The organism is Bacillus sp. 7705b, assembly GCF_002289525.1.
In the GTDB taxonomy this organism is placed as follows: domain Bacteria; phylum Bacillota; class Bacilli; order Bacillales; family Bacillaceae; genus Bacillus; species Bacillus halotolerans.
Genome location: NZ_NSDH01000037.1, coordinates 15,672 through 40,111, shown reverse-complemented (window position 1 = coordinate 40,111; position 24,440 = coordinate 15,672). Strand labels below are relative to the sequence as shown.

22 protein-coding genes and 2 pseudogenes are annotated in these 24,440 nt (G+C 40.1%); 8 read left to right on the top strand and 16 right to left on the bottom strand.

Annotation, left to right across the window (positions count from 1 at the left end; genetic code table 11):
• The first annotated feature begins 223 nt into the window (after positions 1-223).
• A complete protein-coding gene (gene abc-f / locus CJU60_RS14945) occupies positions 224-1,858 on the top strand; it encodes a ribosomal protection-like ABC-F family protein (RefSeq protein ID WP_095714185.1) in 1,635 nt (544 codons plus the stop codon).
• A 51-nt stretch (positions 1,859-1,909) separates the two neighbouring features.
• Here abc-f and CJU60_RS22210 read toward each other — a convergent pair.
• The 5 genes and pseudogenes from CJU60_RS22210 to CJU60_RS14920 all read right to left on the bottom strand — a co-directional run.
• Positions 1,910-2,165: pseudogene (locus tag CJU60_RS22210) on the bottom strand (TetR/AcrR family transcriptional regulator); the annotation flags it as partial.
• A gap of 94 nt (positions 2,166-2,259) precedes the next feature.
• On the bottom strand, positions 2,260-2,733 hold the full coding sequence (locus CJU60_RS14935; protein WP_095714184.1) for a GNAT family N-acetyltransferase: 474 nt from the start codon (positions 2,731-2,733) through the stop codon (positions 2,260-2,262).
• 128 nt (positions 2,734-2,861) lie between these two features.
• Positions 2,862-3,206 carry a DoxX family protein gene (locus CJU60_RS14930; RefSeq protein WP_024120363.1) on the bottom strand — a complete coding sequence of 115 codons (345 nt, stop codon included), beginning with the start codon at positions 3,204-3,206 and terminating at the stop codon, positions 2,862-2,864.
• A complete protein-coding gene (locus CJU60_RS14925; protein WP_095714183.1) occupies positions 3,203-3,802 on the bottom strand; it encodes a TetR/AcrR family transcriptional regulator in 600 nt (199 codons plus the stop codon). The genes CJU60_RS14930 and CJU60_RS14925 overlap by 4 nt, the downstream gene beginning before the upstream one ends.
• Before the next feature lie 159 nt (positions 3,803-3,961).
• The gene (locus tag CJU60_RS14920) at positions 3,962-4,297 is read right to left on the bottom strand and encodes a thioredoxin family protein (protein ID WP_024120361.1); all 336 of its coding nucleotides are present in this window, start codon (positions 4,295-4,297) and stop codon (positions 3,962-3,964) included.
• Positions 4,298-4,626: 329 nt separating this feature from the next.
• Between CJU60_RS14920 and CJU60_RS14915 the strand changes: the two genes are divergently transcribed.
• Positions 4,627-5,211: a DUF421 domain-containing protein gene (locus tag CJU60_RS14915; RefSeq protein WP_095714182.1), complete on the top strand. Its 585-nt coding sequence runs from the start codon at positions 4,627-4,629 to the stop codon at positions 5,209-5,211.
• A gap of 280 nt (positions 5,212-5,491) precedes the next feature.
• Here CJU60_RS14915 and CJU60_RS14910 read toward each other — a convergent pair whose 3' ends face one another.
• Positions 5,492-5,911, bottom strand: coding sequence for an Lrp/AsnC family transcriptional regulator (locus CJU60_RS14910; RefSeq protein WP_095714181.1), 420 nt, complete (start codon positions 5,909-5,911; stop codon positions 5,492-5,494).
• 282 nt (positions 5,912-6,193) lie between these two features.
• Here CJU60_RS14910 and CJU60_RS14905 point away from each other — a divergent pair, with 282 nt between their 5' ends.
• Entirely contained in the window at positions 6,194-6,955 is a 762-nt protein-coding gene (locus tag CJU60_RS14905; protein ID WP_095714180.1) for an MBL fold metallo-hydrolase, read from the top strand.
• Between the two features lie 86 nt (positions 6,956-7,041).
• On the opposite strand, the gene CJU60_RS14900 is transcribed toward CJU60_RS14905, so the two are convergent.
• On the bottom strand, positions 7,042-7,815 hold the full coding sequence (locus CJU60_RS14900; protein WP_095714179.1) for a GNAT family N-acetyltransferase: 774 nt from the start codon (positions 7,813-7,815) through the stop codon (positions 7,042-7,044).
• A 367-nt stretch (positions 7,816-8,182) separates the two neighbouring features.
• Here CJU60_RS14900 and CJU60_RS14895 point away from each other — a divergent pair, with 367 nt between their 5' ends.
• Positions 8,183-9,064: a carboxylesterase gene (locus CJU60_RS14895; RefSeq protein ID WP_024120356.1), complete on the top strand. Its 882-nt coding sequence runs from the start codon at positions 8,183-8,185 to the stop codon at positions 9,062-9,064.
• A gap of 83 nt (positions 9,065-9,147) precedes the next feature.
• Here CJU60_RS14895 and pdxR (CJU60_RS14890) read toward each other — a convergent pair whose 3' ends face one another.
• Entirely contained in the window at positions 9,148-10,596 is a 1,449-nt protein-coding gene (pdxR, locus tag CJU60_RS14890; RefSeq protein ID WP_095714178.1) for a MocR-like pyridoxine biosynthesis transcription factor PdxR, read from the bottom strand.
• A 133-nt stretch (positions 10,597-10,729) separates the two neighbouring features.
• Here pdxR (CJU60_RS14890) and CJU60_RS14885 point away from each other — a divergent pair, with 133 nt between their 5' ends.
• Positions 10,730-11,629, top strand: a complete 900-nt coding sequence (locus CJU60_RS14885) for a DMT family transporter (protein ID WP_095714177.1) — start codon at positions 10,730-10,732, stop codon at positions 11,627-11,629.
• A 197-nt stretch (positions 11,630-11,826) separates the two neighbouring features.
• On the opposite strand, the gene CJU60_RS14880 is transcribed toward CJU60_RS14885, so the two are convergent.
• From CJU60_RS14880 to manR, 4 genes are all read right to left on the bottom strand, one after another.
• Positions 11,827-12,252: a MaoC family dehydratase gene (locus tag CJU60_RS14880; RefSeq protein ID WP_095714176.1), complete on the bottom strand. Its 426-nt coding sequence runs from the start codon at positions 12,250-12,252 to the stop codon at positions 11,827-11,829.
• Between the two features lie 525 nt (positions 12,253-12,777).
• Positions 12,778-13,725, bottom strand: coding sequence for a mannose-6-phosphate isomerase, class I (gene manA, locus CJU60_RS14875; RefSeq protein WP_095714175.1), 948 nt, complete (start codon positions 13,723-13,725; stop codon positions 12,778-12,780).
• Between the two features lie 14 nt (positions 13,726-13,739).
• On the bottom strand, positions 13,740-15,674 hold the full coding sequence (locus CJU60_RS14870) for a PTS fructose transporter subunit IIABC (protein WP_095714174.1): 1,935 nt from the start codon (positions 15,672-15,674) through the stop codon (positions 13,740-13,742).
• A 148-nt stretch (positions 15,675-15,822) separates the two neighbouring features.
• Entirely contained in the window at positions 15,823-17,775 is a 1,953-nt protein-coding gene (gene manR / locus CJU60_RS14865; protein ID WP_095714173.1) for a mannose transport/utilization transcriptional regulator ManR, read from the bottom strand.
• Positions 17,776-18,333: 558 nt separating this feature from the next.
• On the opposite strand from manR, the gene CJU60_RS14860 reads away from it, so the two are divergent.
• Positions 18,334-18,792 (top strand): spermine/spermidine acetyltransferase, encoded by a 459-nt coding sequence (locus CJU60_RS14860; protein WP_095714172.1) that lies wholly within the window; start codon positions 18,334-18,336, stop codon positions 18,790-18,792.
• A gap of 138 nt (positions 18,793-18,930) precedes the next feature.
• Here CJU60_RS14860 and CJU60_RS14855 read toward each other — a convergent pair whose 3' ends face one another.
• Complete coding sequence (locus CJU60_RS14855; protein ID WP_095714171.1) at positions 18,931-19,821, bottom strand: Vgb family protein; 891 nt, start codon at positions 19,819-19,821, stop codon at positions 18,931-18,933.
• 219 nt (positions 19,822-20,040) lie between these two features.
• Entirely contained in the window at positions 20,041-20,913 is an 873-nt protein-coding gene (locus tag CJU60_RS14850; protein ID WP_024120347.1) for a YitT family protein, read from the bottom strand.
• A gap of 383 nt (positions 20,914-21,296) precedes the next feature.
• On the opposite strand from CJU60_RS14850, the gene CJU60_RS14845 reads away from it, so the two are divergent.
• Positions 21,297-21,626: a winged helix-turn-helix transcriptional regulator gene (locus tag CJU60_RS14845; RefSeq protein ID WP_095714170.1), complete on the top strand. Its 330-nt coding sequence runs from the start codon at positions 21,297-21,299 to the stop codon at positions 21,624-21,626.
• An 83-nt stretch (positions 21,627-21,709) separates the two neighbouring features.
• The gene (locus tag CJU60_RS14840) at positions 21,710-22,282 is read left to right on the top strand and encodes an alpha/beta hydrolase (protein WP_095714169.1); all 573 of its coding nucleotides are present in this window, start codon (positions 21,710-21,712) and stop codon (positions 22,280-22,282) included.
• A gap of 59 nt (positions 22,283-22,341) precedes the next feature.
• Here CJU60_RS14840 and CJU60_RS14835 read toward each other — a convergent pair.
• Together CJU60_RS14835 and pdxR (CJU60_RS14830) are read right to left on the bottom strand one after the other, a co-directional pair.
• Positions 22,342-22,762, bottom strand: a pseudogene (locus CJU60_RS14835) (MaoC family dehydratase).
• Between the two features lie 262 nt (positions 22,763-23,024).
• Positions 23,025-24,416, bottom strand: coding sequence for a MocR-like pyridoxine biosynthesis transcription factor PdxR (gene pdxR / locus CJU60_RS14830; RefSeq protein WP_095714168.1), 1,392 nt, complete (start codon positions 24,414-24,416; stop codon positions 23,025-23,027).
• Positions 24,417-24,440 lie beyond the last annotated feature (24 nt).

The following is a 24,440-nucleotide window of genomic DNA, read 5'->3' as shown; positions in this document are numbered from 1 at the left end:
AAATTGAGAAGGGATGATGGGTGGACAATGATTAACTAATCTTATTTTTAACGTTTGAAATCGCATATTTCAAATCATAAAAAATAGGATTAGTCTGCCCATTTTCTAAATACGTACGCGCTATTTCTGAAGAATAGCTTATTTAATCATGGCAAAGGCACGGCTAATCCTTCCAAAACATTTGGGAGGATTTTTTTGTTCTCCCTTAAAGCGAGGGATATAGATGAAAGAACAATTAAAACTTATAAACGTCAGCTATGAAGTGAAGGATCTTACCGTTTTTAAAAACATAAATGCCAGCGTTCAGCAAGGCGATATCATTGGGATTATCGGCAAAAACGGGGCTGGAAAATCGACGCTGCTTCACCTGATCAACAAGGACTTAATTCCGTCACAGGGACAAATCCAATGGATGCAGCACGGCTTAAAAACGGTGCTGGTTGAACAGGAGACTGAATCGTATTCCTTTGAGAATCAGACACCTGCCGAAGTGAAACTGCTGGAGAAATGGCACGTGCCAGCCCGTGATTTCAGCCAGTTAAGCGGCGGAGAAAAACTGAAAGCACGGCTGGCAAAAGGGCTATCAGAGGATGCAGACCTTTTCCTGCTAGATGAACCGACAAACCATCTTGATGACATAAGCCTGCAATTTCTCATTCAGCAGCTGAAAAATGTTAGCGGCACTGTCATTCTCGTTTCGCACGATCGGTATTTCTTAGATGAAGCTGCCACGAAAATATGGTCAATCGAGGACCACACGCTGACTGAATACAAAGGGAACTACTCTGGTTACATGAAGTTCCGGAAAGAAAAAAGACTGACACAGCAGCGCGAATATGAAAAACAGCAGAAAATGATTGAACGGATTGAAGCACAAATGACAGAACTCACTTCATGGTCGAAAAAAGCCCACGCACAATCGACGAAAAAGGAAGGGTTTAAAGAATACCATCGTGTAAAAGCAAAGCGCACAGATGCCCAGATCAAATCGAAACAAAAGCGGCTTGAAAAAGAACTCGAAAAAACAAAGGCTGAGCCTGTCGATCCGGAATATACTGTTCGTTTTTCAATTGATACAACTCATAAAACAGGAAAACGGTTTTTGGAGGTTCAACATCTGACGAAGTCATTTGGCGAAAAGACACTGTTTCAAAACGCCCGCTTTACGATTCAGCACGGAGAAAAGGTTGCCATTACAGGCCCGAACGGCAGCGGAAAAACAACCTTATTGAGAGTCATTCTTGGACAGGAAACGGCTGAGGGAAAGGTGTGGATATCACCATCAGCAAAAATCGGTTATTTAACACAGGAAGTATTTGATTTGCCTTTAGAACAAACACCGGAGGAGTTATTTTATCAAGACACGTTCGAGGCGAGAGGAAATGTCCAGAATATCATGACGCGATTGGGATTTACCGCTTCTCAATGGACAGAACCAATTCAACATATGAGTATGGGCGAACGTGTAAAGTGCAAGCTGATGGCTTATATCTTAGAGGAAAAAGACGTGCTGATATTAGATGAACCGACCAATCACCTCGACCTGCCGTCACGCGAACAGCTGGAAGAAACACTGTCACAATACAGCGGCACACTGATTGTGGTATCGCACGACCGTTATTTTCTCGAGAAAACAACGAACAGCAAACTCGTTATCTCAAACAATGGCATCGAAAAGCAATTGAATGACGTTCCTTCAGAAAGAAATGACCGGGAGGAGCTTCGTTTAAAGCTTGAGACAGAAAGACAAGAAGTGCTGGGAAAGCTCAGTTTTATGACGCCAAATGATAAAGGGTACAAGGAGCTGGATCAGGCCTTCAACGAGCTTACGAAACGGATGAAAGAGCTGGATCAATAGCGTTTTAGGGATACCAAGGGCTGTTCGCCCTTGGTATTTTTTAAGCTTTCGTCTCCAGCCCTCGCCGCAGGAAATATCTAAAGACCGCTCAAATGTTTGTTTATTCTCGTAAACCAGCTGAATGTCAGCCCTTCAAAAAGCGTAATAAAGGCTATCACACACTTCTCGGGCGGACATGTGATGCCCGATTCTTTAAAAACAATTCCAACCCAGCTTTTCAAATCATGCAGAAACATCAGGTACTGGGCTGAAATAAAATTGCAGGAGCCTTAAACGACATTGCCAGCAAAAAGGCTACATAGGGCATTCCGGGACTCAAAAAAAACCAATGATAAACGCTGCTTCTTCTTCAACAATCTCGGACTAAACGCGAACCGCTAAGCAGGCCGCATTTTCACCTGCTAGACCAGCTGTCTCCGCATTTTGATATTTGTCATGATATACCCCATTTTCTGATAAAGGTGGACGGCTGTTTCATTGTGCGCAAACACATGGAGAGCAAGCCTCTCCGCTCCCATTTGCCTCGCCTTATCATCTAACGCGCGAAGCGCCAATTGAGCCAGCCCTTTACCGCGGAAAGCTTCATACAGGCCAAATGAATAAATAAACGCCTCTTTTTGCGGATGGTGCGGGTCAGCATACAGCCAGAGCCAGCCAATGTTTTCTCCAAGGTCATTCCTGATGTTCCAAAAGAAATGATTGCTGCTGTTTCGTCCATTCGGAATCATTTTCTCATATGCCTGTTCCGATTTCTCAAACGCCTCTTTTTCCGTCCAAGTTCCCGATTGTATGTTTTGTTTCGCATAATTTTGCACGGACATCCCGCGAAATGCTTCGAACTCCTCCACAGTCATGTCTTCCAAAGTTAATGCCATCCTGTATTCCTCCTTTATGAAAAAAAGTCCAGCTGGTGCCGGACGAATAACGTACAAATGAAGATCTATTTTCTATTATTCGATAAGAGAAGGGGGTTTCCTGCAAATTGGTTTGTTAAGTGAATAGCTTACGTGGACTCCCAAATGATTATAATGATAGAAACAATCAAACAGATCATTGCAGGGATCGTCATGAGTACTGATTGGCGCGCTCGAACAATGTGCGCATGAACCGCTCCCGCCATGAGAACGACAAACAGGACGCCTGCCCCAAATGCTGCATACCGATTCCAAATTCCCGCTGTCATAGCAAATGCCCCCGCTATTTCAAGAATACCAGTAACAGTCAGAAACCATAACGGATATTGATAATGCCGCCAATGCTCCACTTGAAAGGGCACGCGGAACACCTTTATGATGCCTCCTGCGAGCATAAAAGCTGCCAAACTGACTTTCATGATCATAGATATCATCTTGCGTCACTCCCTTTTGGAAGCGTCCCGTATATTAAGAGATTGACAACCGGCTCGGCGAGACTTGCCGGATCTTTGATTCCGGTTAACAAATATGAATCGGTCAAATGTTCAATCATGCCGATCAAGCATTCCGCCACGGTTTCCATTTCCAATTCGGAACGAAAATAGCCAAGGCGCTGTTCTGCTTCTAAGTTGTCTTTCAAAACCATCGCCACATCTTGTTTCAATTGTTTCGCTTCTGGATTGAGAAAAAAACCGATCCTTGTTAAATCCTTGTCCTCCGCCAGAAACTGAAAAACAGCTTCCACAGCAGAGAGCACTCCGTTTGTTACATCGTTCGCATGTAATCCGGTTTCCAGGAGAAGTGATTCTGTCAGCTTTCTTAAGCGAGAGTGGAAATCGTTGATTAACTCCTCAAAGATGGCTTCTTTACTTTGAAAGTACAGATAAAAGGAAGGCTGCGTCAGTCCAGCTCTTTTCACAATGGCACTTACCTTCGTTTCATGAAATCCCCGAATCGAAAATTCATGTGCAGCAGCTTTGAGCAATCGTTTCCGGCTCTCCTCCCCTTTACGTCCTTTTCTGCTTTTCACATCGGATCAGCCTCCACAAAAAGATACTTTTCAGTAACATTACTTATGAGTATTATTTCATGCATTTGGATTTTATGTCAATGAATTTCATATCCATCTGCTTCCTTCATAAAAACATAACGAACATGACTTGAAGCCATGTTCGTTTAGCTGCACATTTTATTCCTCATATAATTGATAAACTCTTTTTAATTTCTGTTCCAGCTGTTCAAAATGCACGAAACGCGCTTCTCTCAGAAATTCAGTACCCTCAATAAATAAAAGAAGAACGGGGACGGTGAAGACCGAAAATCTGCCGGCAACCTCCTCCACACTGTCAGCATTAACGTGTCCTAGTTTGATATGCGGAAACTGCTCCAGCAATTCTCTAAGCTGCGGCAAAACTGCGTGGCATACTGTACAGCTTGGTCTTGATATATAGATAAAACTTAACTGGTGACGATTTATAAAATTCTCTATTGCATTCAGTGATAGTAATTCAGTAACCTCTTTCATCCCATTCCTCCTGCTGATTGGTATTTACCTGCCTGAAATATACGGGACCAGACTTAAGAATGTCCATATATCTGCTTTATTTTTATACAACCTGTCCAAAATTGTAAGACAAATCTTTTCACCTGCTCTAAGCCGCTTGGAACGCGAACCGCTGTAAGGCAACTTTATCGCTGTTTATTCTCATGCGGGCAGCTTGGCAACATACAAAGTCATTCATCATGCTGAATGAACAACCAGGCTTTCGGATATATTAACGTTCAAATGGTCAAAGACGCTCTGCAGTTAGCCTCCGGCGTTATAATCCTTTACATTACTGGTCAGGTGGTAGGATGAGTTTTACTTGGGAAGCATTTGTCCTCATGATATCTGGGGTGATTTTGCTTAGAATTTCAGGAAGAAAATCAATTGCGCAAATGACCTCGGCACAAACGGTTGTCATGATTTCGATCGGAACCATCATTGTTCAGCCGATCATCGAAAACAGCCTATTAAAAACACTAGTTGCAGCTGTCATTTTTACGCTCTCACTCCTTTTTATGGAATGGATTCAGCTAAAGTCTAATTTGATTGAAAAGCTGTTAACCGGGAAAGCGACAATTATCATTGAAGATGGCCAATTACATTTAGACAATTTAAAGAGAATGAGACTGACGTTAGATCAGCTGGAAATGCAATTGAGACTGCACGGCGTTTCTACTTTACAGGATGTCAAAAAGGCGACGTTAGAAGCAAACGGCCTATTAGGCTTAGAATTAATTGATGAAGCCAAGCCTTTAACAGTCAGGGATTTAAAAAAGATTATTCACCCCGACTTTATCAAAGAAGATGTTCAGCCATCCCATTCAAATAACCGAAATTTATTTGATGAAATCGATCATGAAAATGTAAATCCCAGTCCTAAAAAGCTGCATTAAAAAAGGCGCCTGTGATTGGACGTCTTCGTGTGCCTTTTTTCATCAATTGTCGGCCATTCAGTTGAACAGCTGGTGCAGCGCCTCCCTGTTCCAAAGAACCCCACAGATCCAGATGATATTCGTAATTTGTTAATCACTAATGGATTCCAATTACGGATGATTCGCCACAGTCTGATTAAATGTCTTCATCAAACTTCATTTTCCTTCCGCCTTATAACAAAAACCAAAGGCTGACACCCTTGGTTTTTTTAGCATTTATATATTCTTACTTTATGCATTTTTATTGTTGCATGTTATTAATAATAATAGACAATTTATAGTTTACATGCTGATTTAAGCCTACCAAAAATTCATCCAGCAATTCGTTAGAGGGAAATCTGCATTCCAGAAGATAACAGCCATCCCCGCTGATTTTATAATTATTGATGACGTATGTCTCTTGCGTTTTGATAAAGGAAAGATAAGGCTGATGATGCGTGCTTTTTGTATAGATATTAATCAAGGCATGGATAGAATATCCCAATTTGTCTTGATTCACTTTAATGGTATAACCCTCAATCACTCCGTTATCTTCTAATTTGGCAACCCTGGATGCAGCGGCTTGGCCCGTCAAATGAACTTTCTCCCCTAAATCTTTCATTGTAATGCGGCTGTTTTTAGATAACTCTTCTATTATTTGCATATCCGTGTGATCCAACATCATATCCTATCCTTTCAAAAACAAATGAAAACATCGTATGCGCTAAGTAAATTGGCACCTATGTCCGAGTTCCAAAAACACATTCACTTTTTTAAAACCCGCGTACTATTTTGGTTGTCCGCATTCTCTTCAATCAGGATGCACTCTAGCCCGTTCGATGTTCATGTGTAATAGGTTCTTTCAACATTCAAGTAAAACGGCCAAAAGACTTGATTTCATCCATGTATTTGGCGATTGGTCATAGTATAAGCTATACGTATATCAAAGAAAAGGAGTTTTAATATGAACATTCAACAAATTCGTAATGCCACACTTGTTGTCGAATATGCAGGCAAAACGTTTTTAATAGATCCAATGTTAGCAGAAAAGGGCACTTATCCTCCATTCCCAAATTCACCACGACAAGACCAAAAAAATCCTTTAGTCAGCTTGCCGACATCAGCCGATCATATCATCAACAATCTTGATGCAGTCATTGTCACTCATTTGCATTTGGATCACTTTGATGATGCAGCCAAAGACATGTTGCCAAAAGACATAAAAATGTTTGTACAAAATGAAGAAGATGCGAAAGAAGTCAGAAACGCCGGTTTTCAAAATGTCGAGATTCTCACAACCGACACAGACTTTGATGGTATTCAATTAATCAAAACCAAAGGCGAACACGGCAGAGGAGATATTTTAAAACTTGCCGGTCTTGTATGCGGTGTCGTGTTCAAACACCAAAGCGAGAAAACGTTATATGTAGCCGGAGATACAGTTTGGTATGATGCGATCCAAGAAGAGATCGATACACACCAGCCAGAAATCATTGTAGTGAACGGAGGAAACAATCAATTCTTTGAGGGCGGCTCTCTCGTCATGGGGAAAGAAGATATCTATGAAACGCATCAAGCTGCCCCTCATGCAAAAATAATCGTGAGCCATATGGAAGCGGTCAACCATTGGGCATTATCCAGAGAAGAATTAAAAGGCTTTATTCATGAAAAAGGCATGTCATCTCATGTACTAGTGCCGGATGATGGCGAATCATATTCATTTTAAATGGCGAAAAGAGTTCATGTGAATAAGCATGATATTCTCCGTCAGCTTGGTGCTCAAGAAAAGGCCCTTCCTTGGAAGGGTCTTTTTTAACCTGATTTTTTAAAAAAGATGGAGTATTTGGTTGATATCTTAAATCCTAGTTTTTTTGCTAAATGAATAGATGATTTGTTGCTGACATCACAATCCCAGCAAGGGCTGACGCCGTTTTCGAGACAATCATTTATAAACTTACTCCCAGCAATATAAGCGAACCCCATCCCTCTATATTCTTCGTGAGTATAGATATCCATTTCTGCACGATCGCCGCCTAGAAATATAGAAGTGCACTCACTGACAACATAATTGTCATACAAAACAGCAAATCCAAATCCGTTTTTTAAAAAATTCGAGACTGAACCCCAATACTCCTCATAATAAGCTTTTTGAAATTCAGTGCTGCTTGAAATGATATCCTCATTTATTCTTTTTAATGTAACCCCCTTTGGAAGCTGAAAAGCCTTTTTGGCAGAAATTTGTTGAAAAAACGAATATCGCATCATTTGATTCAATTCATCATGCAGTACAGTTTTTACTACGCTGTCCCATGAGCGATTGGGAGAAAACAGAGTAAATCTTTTTTTGGATTTAGCTCTCTTATTGTATAATTTGACGATAAATTCATTTACATTTTGATTCCTTTCATCGCCTGCAACATAATAAATTCCTGAGCTGGTTCCTATCAGAAACGATTGATCATCTGCATAAACAACTCCCGGAATTGTTTGTTCTAATATTGAATAAACAAATGTCGGGCAACATGTTTCTTTATGATGTATCAATGTTTTGGCATCACTATATTGTTCTTCTTTTATCTCCTGCAAACTGTCCCCCCTATCACTTTCTCTCTTTTATTCTATCCGTAAAAGAATTCCCCTCTTTTAACGACACTTCTGTAAAGAGCTCTCACCATGATTCAGTATGATACTTCAGCCTGATAAGGTTTGTTCTTAACGTTTCTAAAGGTATTTGTTGCATGTTTGTTAAAGTACTGCGACTTTCTCGGAAACGATTGATTTCTGTTATATGTATTCTTAGACTTCTGTATCAAATTATTTATCCCCAATTTCATTTAGTATTTGATACAAAACGAAAACTGTATTATATTGTAAATAGTTCTGTTATAATCAATTACTTTACTTTTCTGCACGTAACAATACATTCTTTTAAAAAGGACGGGAGGAAATTTGCATGTCAAACCATTCACCAATGTTTCCCCAATTAAGTGACAATGGCATTCACTATTTTCAAACTTATGATGAAAGCCTCGGTCTTTGGCCAGTTCCCTACAAAGCATATTATGTATCCACTCGTTTCGGTCAAACGCATGTGATTGCAAGCGGACCAGAGAATGCGCCGCCACTCGTATTGCTTCACGGGGCACTATTTAGCTCCACGATGTGGTATCCCAACATTGCGGATTGGAGCAGCAAATACCGAACTTATGCAATCGATATCATAGGTGATAAGAATAAAAGTATTCCTGCAGATTTATGTGGTACAAGAACGGGTTACGCCGATTGGCTTCTTGATGTGTTTGATTATCTAGGGGTCGAAAAGCCTCACATGATCGGACTCTCACTTGGCGGACTTCATACTATGAATTTTATTTTACGTGCGCCAGAGAGAGTAAAAAGTGCAACTCTTCTTAGCCCAGCGGAAACATTTTTACCATTTCATCACGATTTTTATAAATATGCGCTTAGTCTCACAGAACCAAATGGAGTTGAGAGTTTCTTAAAGTGGATGATGATAGATCGCAATGTGTTACATCCACTTTTTGTGAAGCAGTTTCATGCAGGAGTTATGTGGCAGGATGGAGCAAGACAGCAAACCCCTAAAGCCGACGGATTTCCGTATGTTTTCACCGACGAAGAATTAAAATCAGTAAAAGTCCCGATTCTATTATTACTAGGTGAACATGAAGTCATTTATGATCCGCATTCAGCCTTACAGCGCGCATCTTTATTAGTGCCTGGAATTGAAGCAGAAATCATCAAAAATGCGGGCCATGTTTTATCATTGGAACAGTCTGAAACCATAAATGAACGAGTTCTGAGCTTTTTAGAATAGCCAGTAAGATGAGGAGACACCCACCACTCTACATATTCATCTTATAATTTCTAAGAACCTATCTATCAACATTGAATGCATATTTATTTACTTGCAAGTTCCTTAATGATCAAACTTAATTCATAAATTCCCTTTTGGAGATCTTCAAGGGATGCATAAGCGTATGACAAGCGAATATAATTCCCTTTTTCCTGAGCATAGATACTGCCAAGATTGAGAAGAATCCCTTTTGTTAAGGCTTTTTTATAAAGTAATTTCATAGATATCGAAGGCAAAATTTTTAACCAAATAAAGAATCCCCCTTTTGGAATAGTCCAAACAGCTGCATTCTTCATATTGGTTTCTAAAGCGCTCGTAACAAATTGCCTTCTTATCTTTAATTGATGTCTCACACGTTCTAAATGCCGCTGATATTGGCCAGATGTGAACCATTCCGCCGCAACTCTTTGAGATAACGAACTGGATCCGTAATCTGTCTGCATTTTAATGTCAGATAAACGTTCAATCACTGGTTCCGGTCCGACTATCCATCCAATCCTTAAGCCGGGGCTTAGCGTTTTCGATAAACTTCCTACATATAGCACATGGCCGTTTTTATCTATTGTTTTAATAGGATATGGCGGGTTTTCATCTATCCACAGCTCACGATATATGTCATCTTCAATAATGGGAAGCTGTGTTTCCTCGCTTGCTGCAAGGATTTCTTTCCGCCGCTCTTCTGACATTAAGATACCAGTCGGATTTTGAAAACAAGGGTTTGTATATAATATGGCTCTTCCCCGTTCCCCCTTTGTCATATGAATATGATTTGGCAAAAGCCCCTCTTTATCGATAGGAAGTCCGGTCAGATTCATTCCGGCTGATTGAAATACATGTAATGAATAAAGATAAGATGGCTGATCAAGAAAAACAGTTGAACCTCTTTGCAAAAGTCCCATTGATATAAGCTGTAAGGCTTGCAGTGCTCCTGAAACTATAAGAATGGATGAAGGTGAAGCCTGAATCCCGATTGTTTTTAAATAATCACTCAATGCCTCTCTTAAAGGCAAGTATCCTTTTGGTTCCTCATATCCGAACGCCTCTATGTTTTGAGATACCTTGCCCATAATCTCTTTCATAGCAGACAAAGGAAAAATCTCATTTGAAAGTTCTCCTTTGCTTAGCTGTATAAGATCAGAATTTGATTCTGATTTATTGATCTCTTGAACAATTCTTCGGCTTGGCTGCTGGATTCCCGAAGTTACATATTTCTCCCAATTGGGTGCAGAATTCTTAGCCAACAGTGTCCAAGTATTGTTGATGACAACTGTCCCTTTGCCCATTCTGCCTTCAATCAACCCATCTGCCATCAATTCCTCTAATGCTGTGATAACCGTGCTTCGATTTACATGAAAGTCTTTTGCAAGCGTTCGCTGGCTTGGAATCTTACTTCCAATCGGCCACTCTCCATTTCCTATTTTCTCTTTTATATAATCAATGATTTGTAAGTACTTAGGAAGCTTTCTAACCGTTTTTTCTTCTGTAACGCTCATCAAAAGCAGTCTCCTTCAACTAAAGTGGTTGGGTCAAAAATTGTGTAACTGGTTGAAGCCATTTTATCAAATCTCAATTAGTATAAAACACACTAAATAACTGGTTGGTTTTTGTAAAGAAGGAGTGAAGATCATGAAAAAGAAAACTGTGCAACTCATCATATCTTATAGTCTTATGATCGGTTTGTGGGCATCAGCTTTTCCGGGAATTCGTGTAGGTCTGGAATATTACACACCCGAACACCTTGCTTTATTTCGTTTGTTAATCGGATCTATGGCATTGTTGCTTTTTGCTGTGCTGACTAAAATGCGCTTACCTGACATGAAAGATATCCCTGTCATCTTATTATTAGGGTTTTTAGGTTTTGCACTCTATCACATTTTGCTTAATATCGGCGAAAAAACAGTTAGTGCCGGGATTGCAAGCTTACTCGTAACCACAGCACCAATCTTTTCTGCGGTGTTGTCTCGACTGTTTTTTGGTGAACATTTTGGTTTTTCTAAATGGATTGGCTCTATCATTAGTTTATTGGGTGTGTCATTTATTTCATTAGGGACAGGAGATCATACGCTTTCAATGAAAGGGATTCTGTTCATTCTGCTGGCAGCTTTTGCAGAGAGTATTTATTTTGTTTTTCAAGCCCGTTATATAAAAAAGTATGGTTTTATTCCATTTGTAACGTTCACGATTTGGGGTGCATCCTTACCAATGCTTGTTTTTCTTCCAGGCTTATGGGGGGAGTTTGTAAACGCCTCAATGAACTCCACATTGTCTATCGTTTACTTAGGTTTATTCCCGACGGTCATCCCATACTTTGCGCTTGCATATGTAACTTCAATCGTCGGTGCTTCTGAAGCAACGATTTCACTTTATGTAACACCGGCTTTGACATTGGTGATTTCCTGGGTGTGGATAGGCGAAATGCCTTCACTTATTTCACTGCTAGGCGGAATGGTGACTGTCAGCGGGGTATGTTTCACCTACATAAAAGGAAGCAAAATAAAGATGTTAAAGGAGCTTAAAAATTTCTAATTTCCTTTCTGTCTTGATGCACGGTATCGGTACCCTGCTTCATGTCATTACATGAATGAATAAAAAAACATACCAATCGTATTTGGTATGTTTTTTTCAAAGATGAGCTCTTAACATTGTAAGTCCAAAAAGCATATCTTAATTATACTCTCATCGTTTGATCAATTGGTGATCACAAACCTTTAATGTTACATTATTTATTGCTTAATCAATACTGATAACTCACCTTCGAATACTTTTTCTTCTTTATGATTATAAGTAAATAACAATACAGTAAGTATTCCCGTTCCACTTTTCTTTGGTTTTTTATCCACTACCTCAACAACTGTATGCAATTCATCATCTGGATACACGGGTTTTATGAATTTAATATGATTCATCTCTGTTCCAGCAATAATATCGTCGCCATAGAACCCCTCTTCAATCCAGAGCTTAAAAGAAATGGCTAACGTTTGTATGCCAGAAGCGATGATTCCATTAAATCTGCCTTTATTCGCTTTTTCCTCGTCTACATGCATATATTGAGGGTCAAATTCTTCCGCAAACCTCATTACATTTTCTTTTGTTACCCTAAAAGACTTTGTATGAAATACTTGTCCAATCTCAAATTCATCCAACTTCATAAATACACCTCTTATCAAAATATTCTTTCATCAACTATCACATAAAAAATACTTTATCATATTTCATGTAGATCATCCTTTACATTCTTACCTATAAAACTTGTCAGATCAAATGTTCAGTTTGGGGAAAGAAACATTTGAAATAGCGAACGTGACAGCTCAAAGATGATTTTGCCCACGAAATAAAAAAAACTGCGTTTATAATAGGATAGCTTGTTTTTTTACAAACAAATCATTCAGAAACACATTTCGTTTTCTTCTCTATTTATCTATATAAAATTGAAGCAGCTTTTATAGGTTGTCTTTAGCAACGTGATTGTTGTCTACAGTTAATCTGCTGGACAGCATACTCCCAATTGCAGATAAGATAAAAGAAACATCGAAGGGGTGTCATAGTGAGTGAATATGAAAAAAGATACCAGCTGGTATCTTTTTATATTGAAACATTCAATTAGCTCAAAATGAGATCACTTTGGTTCGTTCTTTATATCAATCTTAAAAAATAAACTGGTATAAAGTTTTATTTTACAGATGAGATACGATACACTCCGCATCCCCTGTGAGTTTGAATTCCCCAAACCCGTAAGGCAGCAACATATGATCTCCTTTTTTAAAGTCATATGTACGCTCGCCGGAGATTATCCGGCCTTCTCCTTCGAGGACGCTGACAAGAAGGAATGATTTTTGCTGTTTTAAACTTGCCGATCCTATTAACTCCCACTTTTCCACTGAAAAATAAGGGCACTCAATCAATACGGCTATGTGCAAATCATCTGCTTGTTTATATTGAACCGTTTGCTGCTCTGGCGCAAATGGTACGTCTATCACTTCTATGCTCTTTTCCAAATGGAGCTCGCGCAAATTGCCTTCTGTATCTTTCCGGCCATAATCATACAATCTGTAGGTTGTATCGGAATTCTGCTGCGTCTCTAAAATGAGAATGCCTGTCCCAATCGCATGAACGGTGCCGCTTGGCACATAGAAGAAATCCCCCGGTTTTACCTTTACGCGGCGCAGGAGCTTGTCCCATTTTCCACCTTCTATCATCGAGATCAGTTCTTCCTTTGTTTTTGCATTGTGGCCATAAACGATTTCTGCATCTTCTTGGCAGTCTATGATATACCAGCATTCTGTTTTTCCGAGCTCTCCTTTTTCATGCGTTTTTGCATACTCATCTTTCGGATGCACCTGAACGGATAAGTCTTGATTGGCATCCAAAATTTTCGTGAGAAGAGGAAAGCGGTCCCCCTTTAGATGTCCGAATAAATGCCGGTGATGTTCCCATAATTCGCTGAGCGTGAGCCCCTTGTATATCCCGTTTTGAACAATGCTTTGCCCATTTTGATGTGCTGCAAAAGCCCAGCATTCCGCCGTCCGTTCTGACGGAATGTCATAGCCGAAAGCAGCCAAAGCAGTGCCGCCCCAAATCTTTTCTTTGAAAACAGGCTTGAAAAATAACGGTTCAGTCATCATGAAAATCCCCCGCTTTATATGATTTCATCCAGGAGTTTGTATGCTTCTTCTTTTGTCTGGACAGAAAGCAGCCTTTCCCTATAGCTGTCATCCATCAGTTTTCGAGATAGCATTTGCAGCAGTTTCAGATGCTGGTTCCCTCCGCTATCTTTCGGTACAGCAATCATAAAGATTAACTTTGCTTCTGATCCATCAAGACTGTTCCAGTCAATGCCTGATCGTTTGATTCCAAACGCTACACTCGGCTTCTTGACGGCATCAGACTTCCCGTGCGGGATCGCAATATTCATGCCAATCGCCGTTGTCCCCTCTTGTTCGCGATTCATGATCGCTTCTTTAAAACCGCTCTCTGAATGCAGCATACCTGCGCGGGACAATTTTTGAATCATTTCATCGATAATGTCATCTCTGGTTTCGCCTGATAATGTTGGTTCAATAAGATCTATACTCATAATGTCTGTCAGCTTGTTAATATCCGTCTTCTGTCTGTTTTCCGCTTCATTGTGCTGTTTGGGAGCGTCATTCGATGCTGCAGCTTCACTCAGCCCGGCGGGTGAAGAAACCGGAATATCTTTTTTTAGTACATTAACTAAAAGAGCGGTGGTAAGAGATCCGGCAATCACTGCAATAAAAAACATCAATACATGATCAACGGCGCCTAGTACTGCCACTATAGGCCCGCCGTGCGCTACTCTGTCTCCGACATTGCCGATCATAGCGATCACAGAACCAATCATAGAACCTGCCATAATCCCCGGAATGACGCGAAGCGGATCTTGTGCCGCGAATGGAATGGCTCCTTCAGTGATGCCGAAGAGTCCCATGGTAAATGATGCTTTTCCCATTTCTCTTTCCGACTCCTGAAATTTCCTTTTTCCAAAAAACGTGGCAATCCCCAGGCCGATCGGCGGTATACAAATGGCGACGGCAATCGGTCCCATAATTTCATAGTTTCCTTCTCCGATCATGGCCGATCCGAACAGGAATGCCACCTTGTTTACGGGGCCTCCCATATCAAATGAAATCATTGCGCCTAAAATCAATGCCAGCAGGATGGAGCTCGAACCTTTCATGCCCGCCAGCCATACCGTTAAAGATTCGAAAATTTGGGCTACAGGTGCACCGATCAAAAACACAAACGCCAAACCTACAATTAGTGAAGCGAACACTGGAATAATAATAATCGGCATAATCGGCTGAATCGCTTTTGGAACCTTTAATTTTTTGATCCAAAGGGCAGAATACCCCGCCAAAAAACCGGCGATGATGCCACCGAGAAAACCGGCGCCGCTTGCACTGCCGTAAAAGCTTCCCGTCGCTGCAATATATCCGCCGATCATTCCTGGTACAAGCCCGGGCTTATCAGCGATGCTGTACGCGATATATCCGGCCAAAATCGGGATCATGAATGAGAATGAGGCACTTCCGATCTGTTCAATTGTTTTCCAAAAAGATTCATCCGGAATGACTAAGCCTTTCGGTGTTTTCTCACCTCCAAGCGTTAATGCAACCGCTATCAATAATCCGCCGACGACGATGAATGGAACCATAAAAGAAACACCGTTCATTAAATGACGATAAATCGGATTTTGTTTTTTCTCCTGTTGATTGCCGGCTTCCGAATTTGAAACTGAACGGTAGACCGGCACATCGCCGCTAAGTGCTTTTTGAATTAATTCTTCCGGTTTGCGGATACCATCCTGAACCCCGACAGACAACAGTTTTTTTCCTATAAACCGGTCTTTGTTTACCGAACGGTCTGCCGCAATAATGATCGCGTCTGCTTCACGAATCTCCTCACCGGTCAGCTCATTTTCCACTCCGATTCCGCCTTGGGTCTCGACTTTCATTTGGACGCCTAATCTGTCGGCAGCTTTTTGCAGATTTTCAGCCGCCATATATGTATGGGCAATTCCATTCGGGCATGATGTAATCGCTAACAGTTTCATACGAGTCCTCCTTTAAAGTATGAATCATAAGGCCTGTAACAACTGTATATCAAAATCATGCTTGTAAAAGCGCTGTTTTTTACCGTTAATTCCGGAAAAACCGGCATTTTTCCATATACAAAAAAAGCAGGGCATCAAAGCCCCGCTTTTAATAATTCAAATAAGATAAAAATGTCATAACATTTGTTTCTTTCGTCAGCTTATGAATGAATGCCGGCTGCTCGCATAGATATGACAGTTCATGGAACAATTGCTTTGTCATGTTTTGATCCTCGTGTTTGACAGCCAGCATAAAGACGAGCGACACTTTTTCAGCCCCCCAATCAAGCGGCTCTTTTAATGTGGCAATCGCAATGGCTGATTGTTTAATCAATTTAGAGTTTGCATGAGGAATCGCAATGCCAGCCCCAATGTTTGTCGCCGACATTTTTTCTCTCATCACAGCATGAATGGCATACTCCTTCTCCACATAGCCTTTCTCGTATAAGATCATTGCCATCTGTTCAATCAGCTTGTAGCGATGAACTGACTCTTGCTGCAAAAAAACTAAGAAAGGAGTCGTATTGTTCAGCATCTTAAACGTTTTTTGTGTTTGGCGTTGGGATTCGTCAACCTGATCCATAAATACACTTAGTTTCTTCTCATCAGAAGGCTCCAACAGCGGTGATACAACAATATGAGGAATCGGCACATGTTCCAGCGCTATCGTGGAAATGAAAAGATCTATGTCCCCATGCTTTGTTGTGTAATCTGCTAAATCAGCTTTTGCAATACAGGCCTTCACAGCGATTTGATGAAATTTCCGTTCAATTTTTGTCCGCAGCAATTGTGACATTCCAATGCCCATGTGGCAGACGATGATTGCCTTTTTACGCTTCTCGCTGCTGTGGTGCAAACGTTCGACCGCAGCTTGAAAATGCAATGTCAGATAAGCGGCCTCTTCCTCAGGAATAGAAAGAGCAAACGTTTGATTGATGTCTTCCAGAACGTCAATGATCATATGAAACAGATAGGGGTACATTTTTTTTATGTCATTTAGCATTGGATTTGATACAGAAAGATCGTAATTCAGCCGGTTTAGCACTGTGTTAAGATGGATGTTCAATCCATTGACCAAATCCTGATCATTATGAAAATCAAGCATTTTCAGCTCTGACACACGATCGATTAAATGCCGCACAACCATGGGAAGCAAGGGATTTTCTAGAACCTTTTTTTCTTCTCCCCGAGATCGAAAACGAACTTTTCCGCCGAGTATATGGAGCGTTAAATACACGGCTTCTTCTCTAGGGAAGCGGATGGCAAAAACCGCTTCCAGCCGTTTTAAACATGTCATTGCCCATTGATATTCTATCTTCTTTTCTACTGCTGCCATTTCTGTTGGCGAAATCGAGATGGGCTGCTTCATTTTGATCCGGCGTATCATCAGCAATGTATGCAATAATAGATTCTCGAACGTTTCATCTGTGAAATAGATAGAATGGTGCTTTTGCAATGTTTTGAATTCATTCGACACACATTTCACTTCATGACTTAAGAACTTGCTTTTGATAAATTGACTTGTAAACTCTGGGTTATCAATCAAATCAGAGATTCTGGCTAAGGCTTTTCTTTTATTTCTTTCATTTCCCTCAATCTTTAAACCGAGCCGCTGCTTTGACACCAATTTGAGATCAAATCGCTTCAGCCACTCTTCAATTTCATGTAAATCCCTTTTGATGGAAGACTTATTCAAAAAATGCTGAGCGGCAATTTCTTTTGCTGAAACATGTTTTGGGTTCATTAATAATTGATAAGCGATTTGCAGAATTCTTTCTTCATCGGACTGGTGCTTTGAGCCAAAATGTTCAGTACCTAATTGTTGAGTTAACCGGGCCCTTTCATGTTCTTCTATATTTAAATAGACACCTAATCCTGGTTTGCGAATGAGCTGAGCAGGAGAATGTTCATGCAGATAACCTTCGATCGTTTTCAGATCGTTCCTGATCGTTTTTTCAGAACACTTTACCCTGTCGGCAAAATCTTGCACGACTAAATAGTCATCAGGTTCAGATAACAACAGATACAAAATGTCTTTTTGTCTAGTATTCATGTATCTCATCTGTTTTTCTATCCTTCCTGTGTTTCACTCAAATGATGTACGATAGTATAAGTATACTACATAGGAAACCGCTTACATTATAAAGTAAAATAACCACGCTAAAAGTTTTGTTTTTTACCGAAACTTCCGGAAAAATTGGATTTATGCCCAGAAAATTCACCTGTTCATTCATTAAAAAGAAGATACTCTCCATAAAAGATTGCACAGGACAAGCTTCAATCAAGATGAATTTCATTTAAGTAAATAAGTACTAATTTATGAACGAGCACGTAGTGTATTGCATGACCTCCCATACAGGTTTACAAAAAAAGACAGCTCCTCAGCTGCCGCGACAAAAATATAAAATTACAAGAATTCTTCTACCGAAAAAGCGATGTTAGATGAGTATCAGGGCTATGAAAAGTATTTAATTAAAGGTTTTGTGCAAATTGTAAAGTAAGGGGATTAACTACAGAACTCATTGTTCCTTACAAGACTACATGATGTGGATGAAAGCGTAACAATTTATCTGAAAAATCTTATATCCTTACCAGAAAAAGAGAAAAAAGGGGAATGACTATGAATATTGAGATAAAGGCGGTAACTGAAGAGAATCGTGAATCTATTCTGTCTCTTCATGTTCACAAAAGCCAAATATCATATATAGAATCAACCAAGCAATGTCTAGAGGATGCATCAGAATGTCAGTATTATAAACCTGCTGGACTTTATTACGAAGGAGAGTTAGTCGGTTTTGCTATGTATGGATGGTTTCCTGAGTTTGATGAAGAAAATAAAAACGGCAGAGTGTGGCTTGACCGATTTTTCATTGACGAGCGTTTTCAAGGTCAAGGATTAGGGAGCATGATGCTTGAAGCTCTTATTCATCACCTTGCTGAGCAATATACATGTAACAGAATTTATTTAAGCATTTTTGAGAACAACATTCATGCTTTGCGCCTGTATCAAAAATTCGGTTTTACATTTAATGGTGAGCTCGATTTTAACGGCGAGAGGGTCATGGTAAAAGAGCTATAAGTACTTAAGCTGTTGAAAAACTATATTGACGAGACTTCGGTTCATGTAACATTATGGCGTTTTATGCAAATGAAAAAGCATACGATGTTCTTGGTATGCTTTTTAAATCCTCTATGTTATTCTTTCAGCACTTTCTCTTTATTTCAGTAAACGCAGCTTTCCGATTTTATTACACTCTAATGCGAACCATACGCAGCCTTCTTTGTCACAGCCAATTCCGTGAGGTTCGCCATTAGGGGTTTGGATTGTATATTCTTCAAAGGTTCTCTCTTTCGTTAACCTTCCTATTTTATTTGCTCCCCATTCAGTGAACCATAAATCCGATTCGACTCCCGCAGCAATAGCATGAGGCCGGGCATTTGGTGTAGGAATATCATATTCCGTTATTTCGCCGGACATCGTGATCTTTCCTATTTTATTTCCCATTATCTCTGTAAACCAAAGGGCACCATCATTTCCGTTTGCAAGACCGACTGGTGCTGCTCCCGGTGTTGGGATTGGGTATTCCGTTATTTCTCCTGACCGGGTTATCTTGCCGATCGCATTGTTTTGGTTTTCAGTGAACCAAAGTGAGTCATCGGGCCCCAACGTAATAAAAGAAGGATATGATTCTTCATTCGGCAGTTCGTATTCATGAATCACCCCTTCTGCTGTCAATCTCCCTATGCGATTTCCATTCATTTCAGTAAACCAAATATCACCGTGAAGACCTTCAGTAATTCCATATGGCGCTGAATTTGGATGGGGTAATGGGTACTCTGTAAATATGCCCTTTTCTGAAAGCCTTCCAATTTTATCAGTCCCATTTTCAGTAAACCAAATATCACCTATTGAAGATATGGTCAAACACAGCACTCGTGCATCAGGAGTTGGAACAATACATTCTTTGATTGTTCCATCTTGATGAAGACAACTGATTTTATTTGCTTTATGTTGAGTAAACCATACATTTCCTTCACGAGAGACCGCTATCCCATAAGGACCAGAATCCGCTTGCAACATATCTATTTCTTGCAGCTCAATATTCAAATAAATCCCTCCATTTAAGCATAACCTGATACAAAAAAGCCTCCTATTCTCATTATACGAGACAGGAGGCAATGGAATTCCAGTACAGACTTTAACATACTGACTTGCTGGTTACCTTATTTTCTGAGTGTGAAGACAAAAACAATTTAATATAAAATTTCTGAGACTTATCATTTTAAAAGCGGTATCTCGCTTTTGGGTTAGAAGTTCTGTTTTTCTCTAATGACTCGTATGTCTTCTAAAATTACTGCCCTTCACTTCAGCTACGTCATATACGGTAACAAAGGCATTTTTATCAATTTCATTAATAATTTCCTTTAGTTTTGTTTCTTCAAGGCGGTTGATGACACATGTGATTTCTTTAAATTTCTCGTGGGAAAAACCGCCATAAGCTTCTTTATAGGTAGCACTTCGACCTAACTGATCACGTATCGTCTCTACCATTAATTCAGGCTGGGTTGAAATAATTTGAAAGGTTTTAGAACCACTTAAGCCTTCCTCAACGATATGTATAACTTTAGACGCAATGTAGTAAGCAATGACTGACAGTAATGCCCCTTGTAAGCCAAATACAATGGATACAAAAATAAACACAAAAAGGTTTAAGAATAAAATGAGGTCGCTTGTTCCAAATGGCAATTTTCGAGATAGCAGCACAGCGAGCATATCAATTCCATCCAATGCGCCGCCGTTACGTAACGCTAACCCCATTCCCAATCCAAGGATAATCCCGCCAACAACGGTTATTAACAGGGTATCCCCCTCTATGATGGCTGGCGTGTGGTGGAAAAACATTGTGCCAGCGGCAAGTGATACGATTCCGATAATGGATAATAATGCAAAGTCTTTCCCAATTTGCTTATATCCTAACCAGACAAACGGGATATTTAAAGCTGCGATAAGGACCCCTAATGGCAAATCAAATAGCTGTGAACCAACGATACTAAGGCCTGTCACCCCTCCATCAGACACACTGTTTGGAATCAATACGGTTTCCAGTCCATATGCCGCTATAATTCCTCCGATAATAACCATTATGACTTGCAGAATCATTTTCGCTTTAAATTTTTTATGTTTTTTGACTGTATACATACCATTCCTCATTTCTCAAATATTTCGTTATATTTAACTATACCATAATAGATATTTTCAGCTAAAAACATCGTTTTTTTCAAATAAAGTAATTAACAGTAAGATTACCCTCTTTGACTTGGAACATTCAATTTGCCCGTGCCGTCTGTCGAACAAATCGCCCTTTCAGTTCAGATCGTGAATCAGGTCACAAATATCATTTGATGCAATCTCTGACAGATTATGCTTCAACCCAGGCCAATAACTAGCAAGATCCTTGGTTTCATGTTCGCATCCGAGAGAACGTGAGCCGCCTCAGATTTACCCGCCAGGCCCTTTAAACTTCAACACCGAAATTCCTGATTTATTCTGTTATTATACTTTAAAAAGGAGGTTTGATTACAATGAATAGCCTGTGCCGCAGTAAACAAGCCCCATTTGAATACACCTTATCTCTTATAGGGGGCAAATGGAAAATGAGAATTCTCTATGAGTTAGGGTGTGAAAAAACGATGAGATACGGCGAGCTGAAAAGGGCTATGCCCTTCATCACCCATAAAATGTTAAGCGCACAGCTTAAGGAATTACAAACTGACGGCCTTATTCATCGGTCTGAGGTCTCTCAAGTCCCACTGAAAGTAGAGTATTCGTTATCTGACAGAGGGCGATCTTTGTATCCCCTCATAGATGAAATGTGTAAGTGGGGAATGGCACAAGGAATGCCTCATATGTAAAAGCTACTTACAAAAAAGTGCGTACTTGTTTCCCAATGAGAGGAATTTTATACTGAATGAAAATACTTCGTTTGGAGGAAAAAATGACAAAACAAGTCTATATCATTCATGGCTACAGAGCCTCCTCAACAAATCATTGGTTCCCTTGGCTGAAAAAACGTCTGCTCGCAGATGGGGTCCAAGCAGACATTTTAAACATGCCTCATCCGCTCGAGCCAAGACTTGATGATTGGCTGGATACACTCTCTTTTTATCAACACACTTTAGATGAAAATACGTATTTGGTTGCGCACAGCCTAGGGTGCCCCGCCATTTTAAGATTTTTGGAACATATTCAATTACGAAAACAGCTTGGCGGAATCATACTGGTTTCCGGCTTTGCCAAATCATTGCCCACTTTAAAGATGTTAGATGAATTTACACAGGGATCGTTTGATCATCAAAAAATCATCGAGACCGCGAAGCACCGCGCTGTCATTGCTTCTAAGAACGACCAAATTGTTCCATTTTCATGGAGCAAGGAGCTGGCACAACAAATTGACGCTGCGTTATACGAAGTCCAGCACGGGGGTCATTTTTTAGAAAATGAGGGTTTTACTTCTTTGCCTATTGTTTATGATGTGTTAACCTCTTATTTTTCAAAAGAAACTCGCTAAAGTCTTTCACACATCAGCTTATTCAATCGAGCCCGCTTTAGGAAAGCGGGCTTTCTGAGTTATTGCTTCATCAATACCGATAACTCACCTTCAAATACTTTTTCTTCTTTTTGATTATAAGTAGATAACAATACAGTGAGGATTCCCAATTCATTTCTCTTTGGCTGCTTATCAAGCACCTCAACGATTGTATGCAGTTCATCATCTGGAAAAACGGGTTTTATGAATGTAATATGATTCATTTCTGTTCCGGCTATCACAGCGTCTCCATACAAACCTTCTTCAATCCAAAGTTTAAAAGAAATGGCCAGTGTTTGTGTGCCAGAAGCGATAATTCCATTAAATCTGCCCTTATTCGCTTTTTCTTCATCTACATGCATATATTGAGGGTCCACTTGCAAACCGCATAATATCATCTTTTGTTAATGTTAAAGATTTCGTTTTGAATACCTGACCGATTGTAAACTCATCTAACTTCATTCTTACACCTCTATTTTGTCATTTGTGTACTTGTTTATTGTAGCACTGACATGAGCAAATAAAAAAATCTCGCTTAAAGCTTCATCAATTGCCTATCATCTGAAGTATTTGATGCTGAAGAAGGTTCATATAGGAGTATCCAGTCAAAAAGCATTCAAAACTTATCAGGAGCGGGAGACTGAGGGCCACTTATATCTTCAGTATTTTCATTCATAGCTGGGGATATTTTAAAAGCCATCATCTCCTAATGACTCCTGACCTCTCATATCCTCCAAGCAGCTTTCAGCTTTTTTATGCCTTCTCGTATGTCAACTTCAGAAACCCCTGCAAATCCCAGTGAGACAGTTTTTGCAGGAGGATGTTTTTTATAAGAAAGAGAAACCGGATAAATTTTCACTCCATATTCCTTTGCCTTCTCAATTAACTCTTTTTCACTGAATGGCAAGAAAACGTCTAGTAAGATACGAAGTCCAGAATTTTCCCCGCGAATCCTGACGTGTTTTCCTAATTCTTTTTGCACAGTCTCTAATAAAATGGCCCTTTTTTTTCGATATAGCTTTCTCATTCTGTTGATGTGTTTTTGCCACTCTCCATTTTTTATAAATTGAGCCAGCGTCAGCTGACTGTGGCAGGACACTGTTTGCTTATATAAAGAAGTGATGTCATGGCCTTTTTTTAAAAGAGGCGAAGGGAGAATCATATAGCTGATACGCAGCGAAGGAAGAAGAGATTTGGAAAAGGTGCCCATATAAATGACACGGTTATGCTGGTCAAGCCCTTGCAAGGATGGGACCGGCTGTCCTGTGTATCTAAATTCCCCATCATAATCGTCCTCTATGATGAATGATTGATTTTCTGCCGCCCATTTGAGCAGCTGCATTCTTCTGTTAATCGTCATGATTGTTCCCAGCGTAAATTGATGAGAAGGTGTGACATATACAAGGTGTGGCTGCTGTTCTTTGATCTTTTGTATACAAATCCCTTCATCGTCGACCGGTATAGGAACGATCTTCATACGATTGGCTTCAAAAATCTTCCGAGCTCTTGGATAACCCGGATCCTCATATCCTATGAAAATATCCGCTTCAAAAACCTGGCACAAGATTTGCAGAAGAAAAGGGTTTCCGGCACCTATGATCACTTGTTCAGGGACACAATGAACTCCGCGTGATTGATACAGGTACTCTGCAATAAGTGTCCTCAGCTCAAGCTCCCCTAAAGCATTTCCTGGCCGATAAAGCTCGTGGCCATATTGGTCTAAACTATTGACCATACTTTTTCTCCAAGCGGAAAAAGGGAAGTGAGAAGAATCTACATTTCCATAGTGAAAATCAATCCATTGTTCATTTTCTTGCGCTTTTTTTCTCGCTGGTGATGTGCTAAGCATTTTACTATGGACAAAATCAGCATCATTATAATCAGCAAACCATCCGCTTCTTGGCTTGCTCACAATATAGCCTTCAGCAGCAAGCTGTTCATAGGCACGTTCTACAGTCGTTTGACTGATGGAAAGCTGACTCGCCAGAAGTCTTTTTGAAGGGAGCTTCATTCCTTTTTGAATACGCCCCTGATGCATGTTTTCTTTGAAATACCGATAAAGCTGCTGATAAAGCGGAATATCCAGATTTCTATTTAGAAAAGGCGTTATATCCATTTGCGCGTTTCCCCTAACTGGTAT

What these genes read in the sequence shown, in the direction of transcription:
- CJU60_RS14910 (WP_095714181.1), bottom strand. Translation starts at nt 5,911, where the DNA reads ATGTTGGATCACACGGATATGCAAATAATAGAAGAGTTATCTAAAAAC.
- CJU60_RS14915 (WP_095714182.1), top strand. Translation starts at nt 4,627, where the DNA reads ATGAGTTTTACTTGGGAAGCATTTGTCCTCATGATATCTGGGGTGATT.
- pdxR (WP_095714178.1), bottom strand. Translation starts at nt 10,596, where the DNA reads ATGAGCGTTACAGAAGAAAAAACGGTTAGAAAGCTTCCTAAGTACTTA.
- CJU60_RS14845 (WP_095714170.1), top strand. Translation starts at nt 21,297, where the DNA reads ATGAATAGCCTGTGCCGCAGTAAACAAGCCCCATTTGAATACACCTTA.
- abc-f (WP_095714185.1), top strand. Translation starts at nt 224, where the DNA reads ATGAAAGAACAATTAAAACTTATAAACGTCAGCTATGAAGTGAAGGAT.
- CJU60_RS14930 (WP_024120363.1), bottom strand. Translation starts at nt 3,206, where the DNA reads ATGATATCTATGATCATGAAAGTCAGTTTGGCAGCTTTTATGCTCGCA.
- CJU60_RS14840 (WP_095714169.1), top strand. Translation starts at nt 21,710, where the DNA reads ATGACAAAACAAGTCTATATCATTCATGGCTACAGAGCCTCCTCAACA.
- manR (WP_095714173.1), bottom strand. Translation starts at nt 17,775, where the DNA reads ATGAGATACATGAATACTAGACAAAAAGACATTTTGTATCTGTTGTTA.
- pdxR (WP_095714168.1), bottom strand. Translation starts at nt 24,416, where the DNA reads ATGGATATAACGCCTTTTCTAAATAGAAATCTGGATATTCCGCTTTAT.
- manA (WP_095714175.1), bottom strand. Translation starts at nt 13,725, where the DNA reads ATGATGACTGAACCGTTATTTTTCAAGCCTGTTTTCAAAGAAAAGATT.
- CJU60_RS14920 (WP_024120361.1), bottom strand. Translation starts at nt 4,297, where the DNA reads ATGAAAGAGGTTACTGAATTACTATCACTGAATGCAATAGAGAATTTT.
- CJU60_RS14905 (WP_095714180.1), top strand. Translation starts at nt 6,194, where the DNA reads ATGAACATTCAACAAATTCGTAATGCCACACTTGTTGTCGAATATGCA.
- CJU60_RS14870 (WP_095714174.1), bottom strand. Translation starts at nt 15,674, where the DNA reads ATGAAACTGTTAGCGATTACATCATGCCCGAATGGAATTGCCCATACA.
- CJU60_RS14860 (WP_095714172.1), top strand. Translation starts at nt 18,334, where the DNA reads ATGAATATTGAGATAAAGGCGGTAACTGAAGAGAATCGTGAATCTATT.
- CJU60_RS14880 (WP_095714176.1), bottom strand. Translation starts at nt 12,252, where the DNA reads ATGAAGTTGGATGAATTTGAGATTGGACAAGTATTTCATACAAAGTCT.
- CJU60_RS14895 (WP_024120356.1), top strand. Translation starts at nt 8,183, where the DNA reads ATGTCAAACCATTCACCAATGTTTCCCCAATTAAGTGACAATGGCATT.
- CJU60_RS14885 (WP_095714177.1), top strand. Translation starts at nt 10,730, where the DNA reads ATGAAAAAGAAAACTGTGCAACTCATCATATCTTATAGTCTTATGATC.
- CJU60_RS14850 (WP_024120347.1), bottom strand. Translation starts at nt 20,913, where the DNA reads ATGTATACAGTCAAAAAACATAAAAAATTTAAAGCGAAAATGATTCTG.
- CJU60_RS14935 (WP_095714184.1), bottom strand. Translation starts at nt 2,733, where the DNA reads ATGGCATTAACTTTGGAAGACATGACTGTGGAGGAGTTCGAAGCATTT.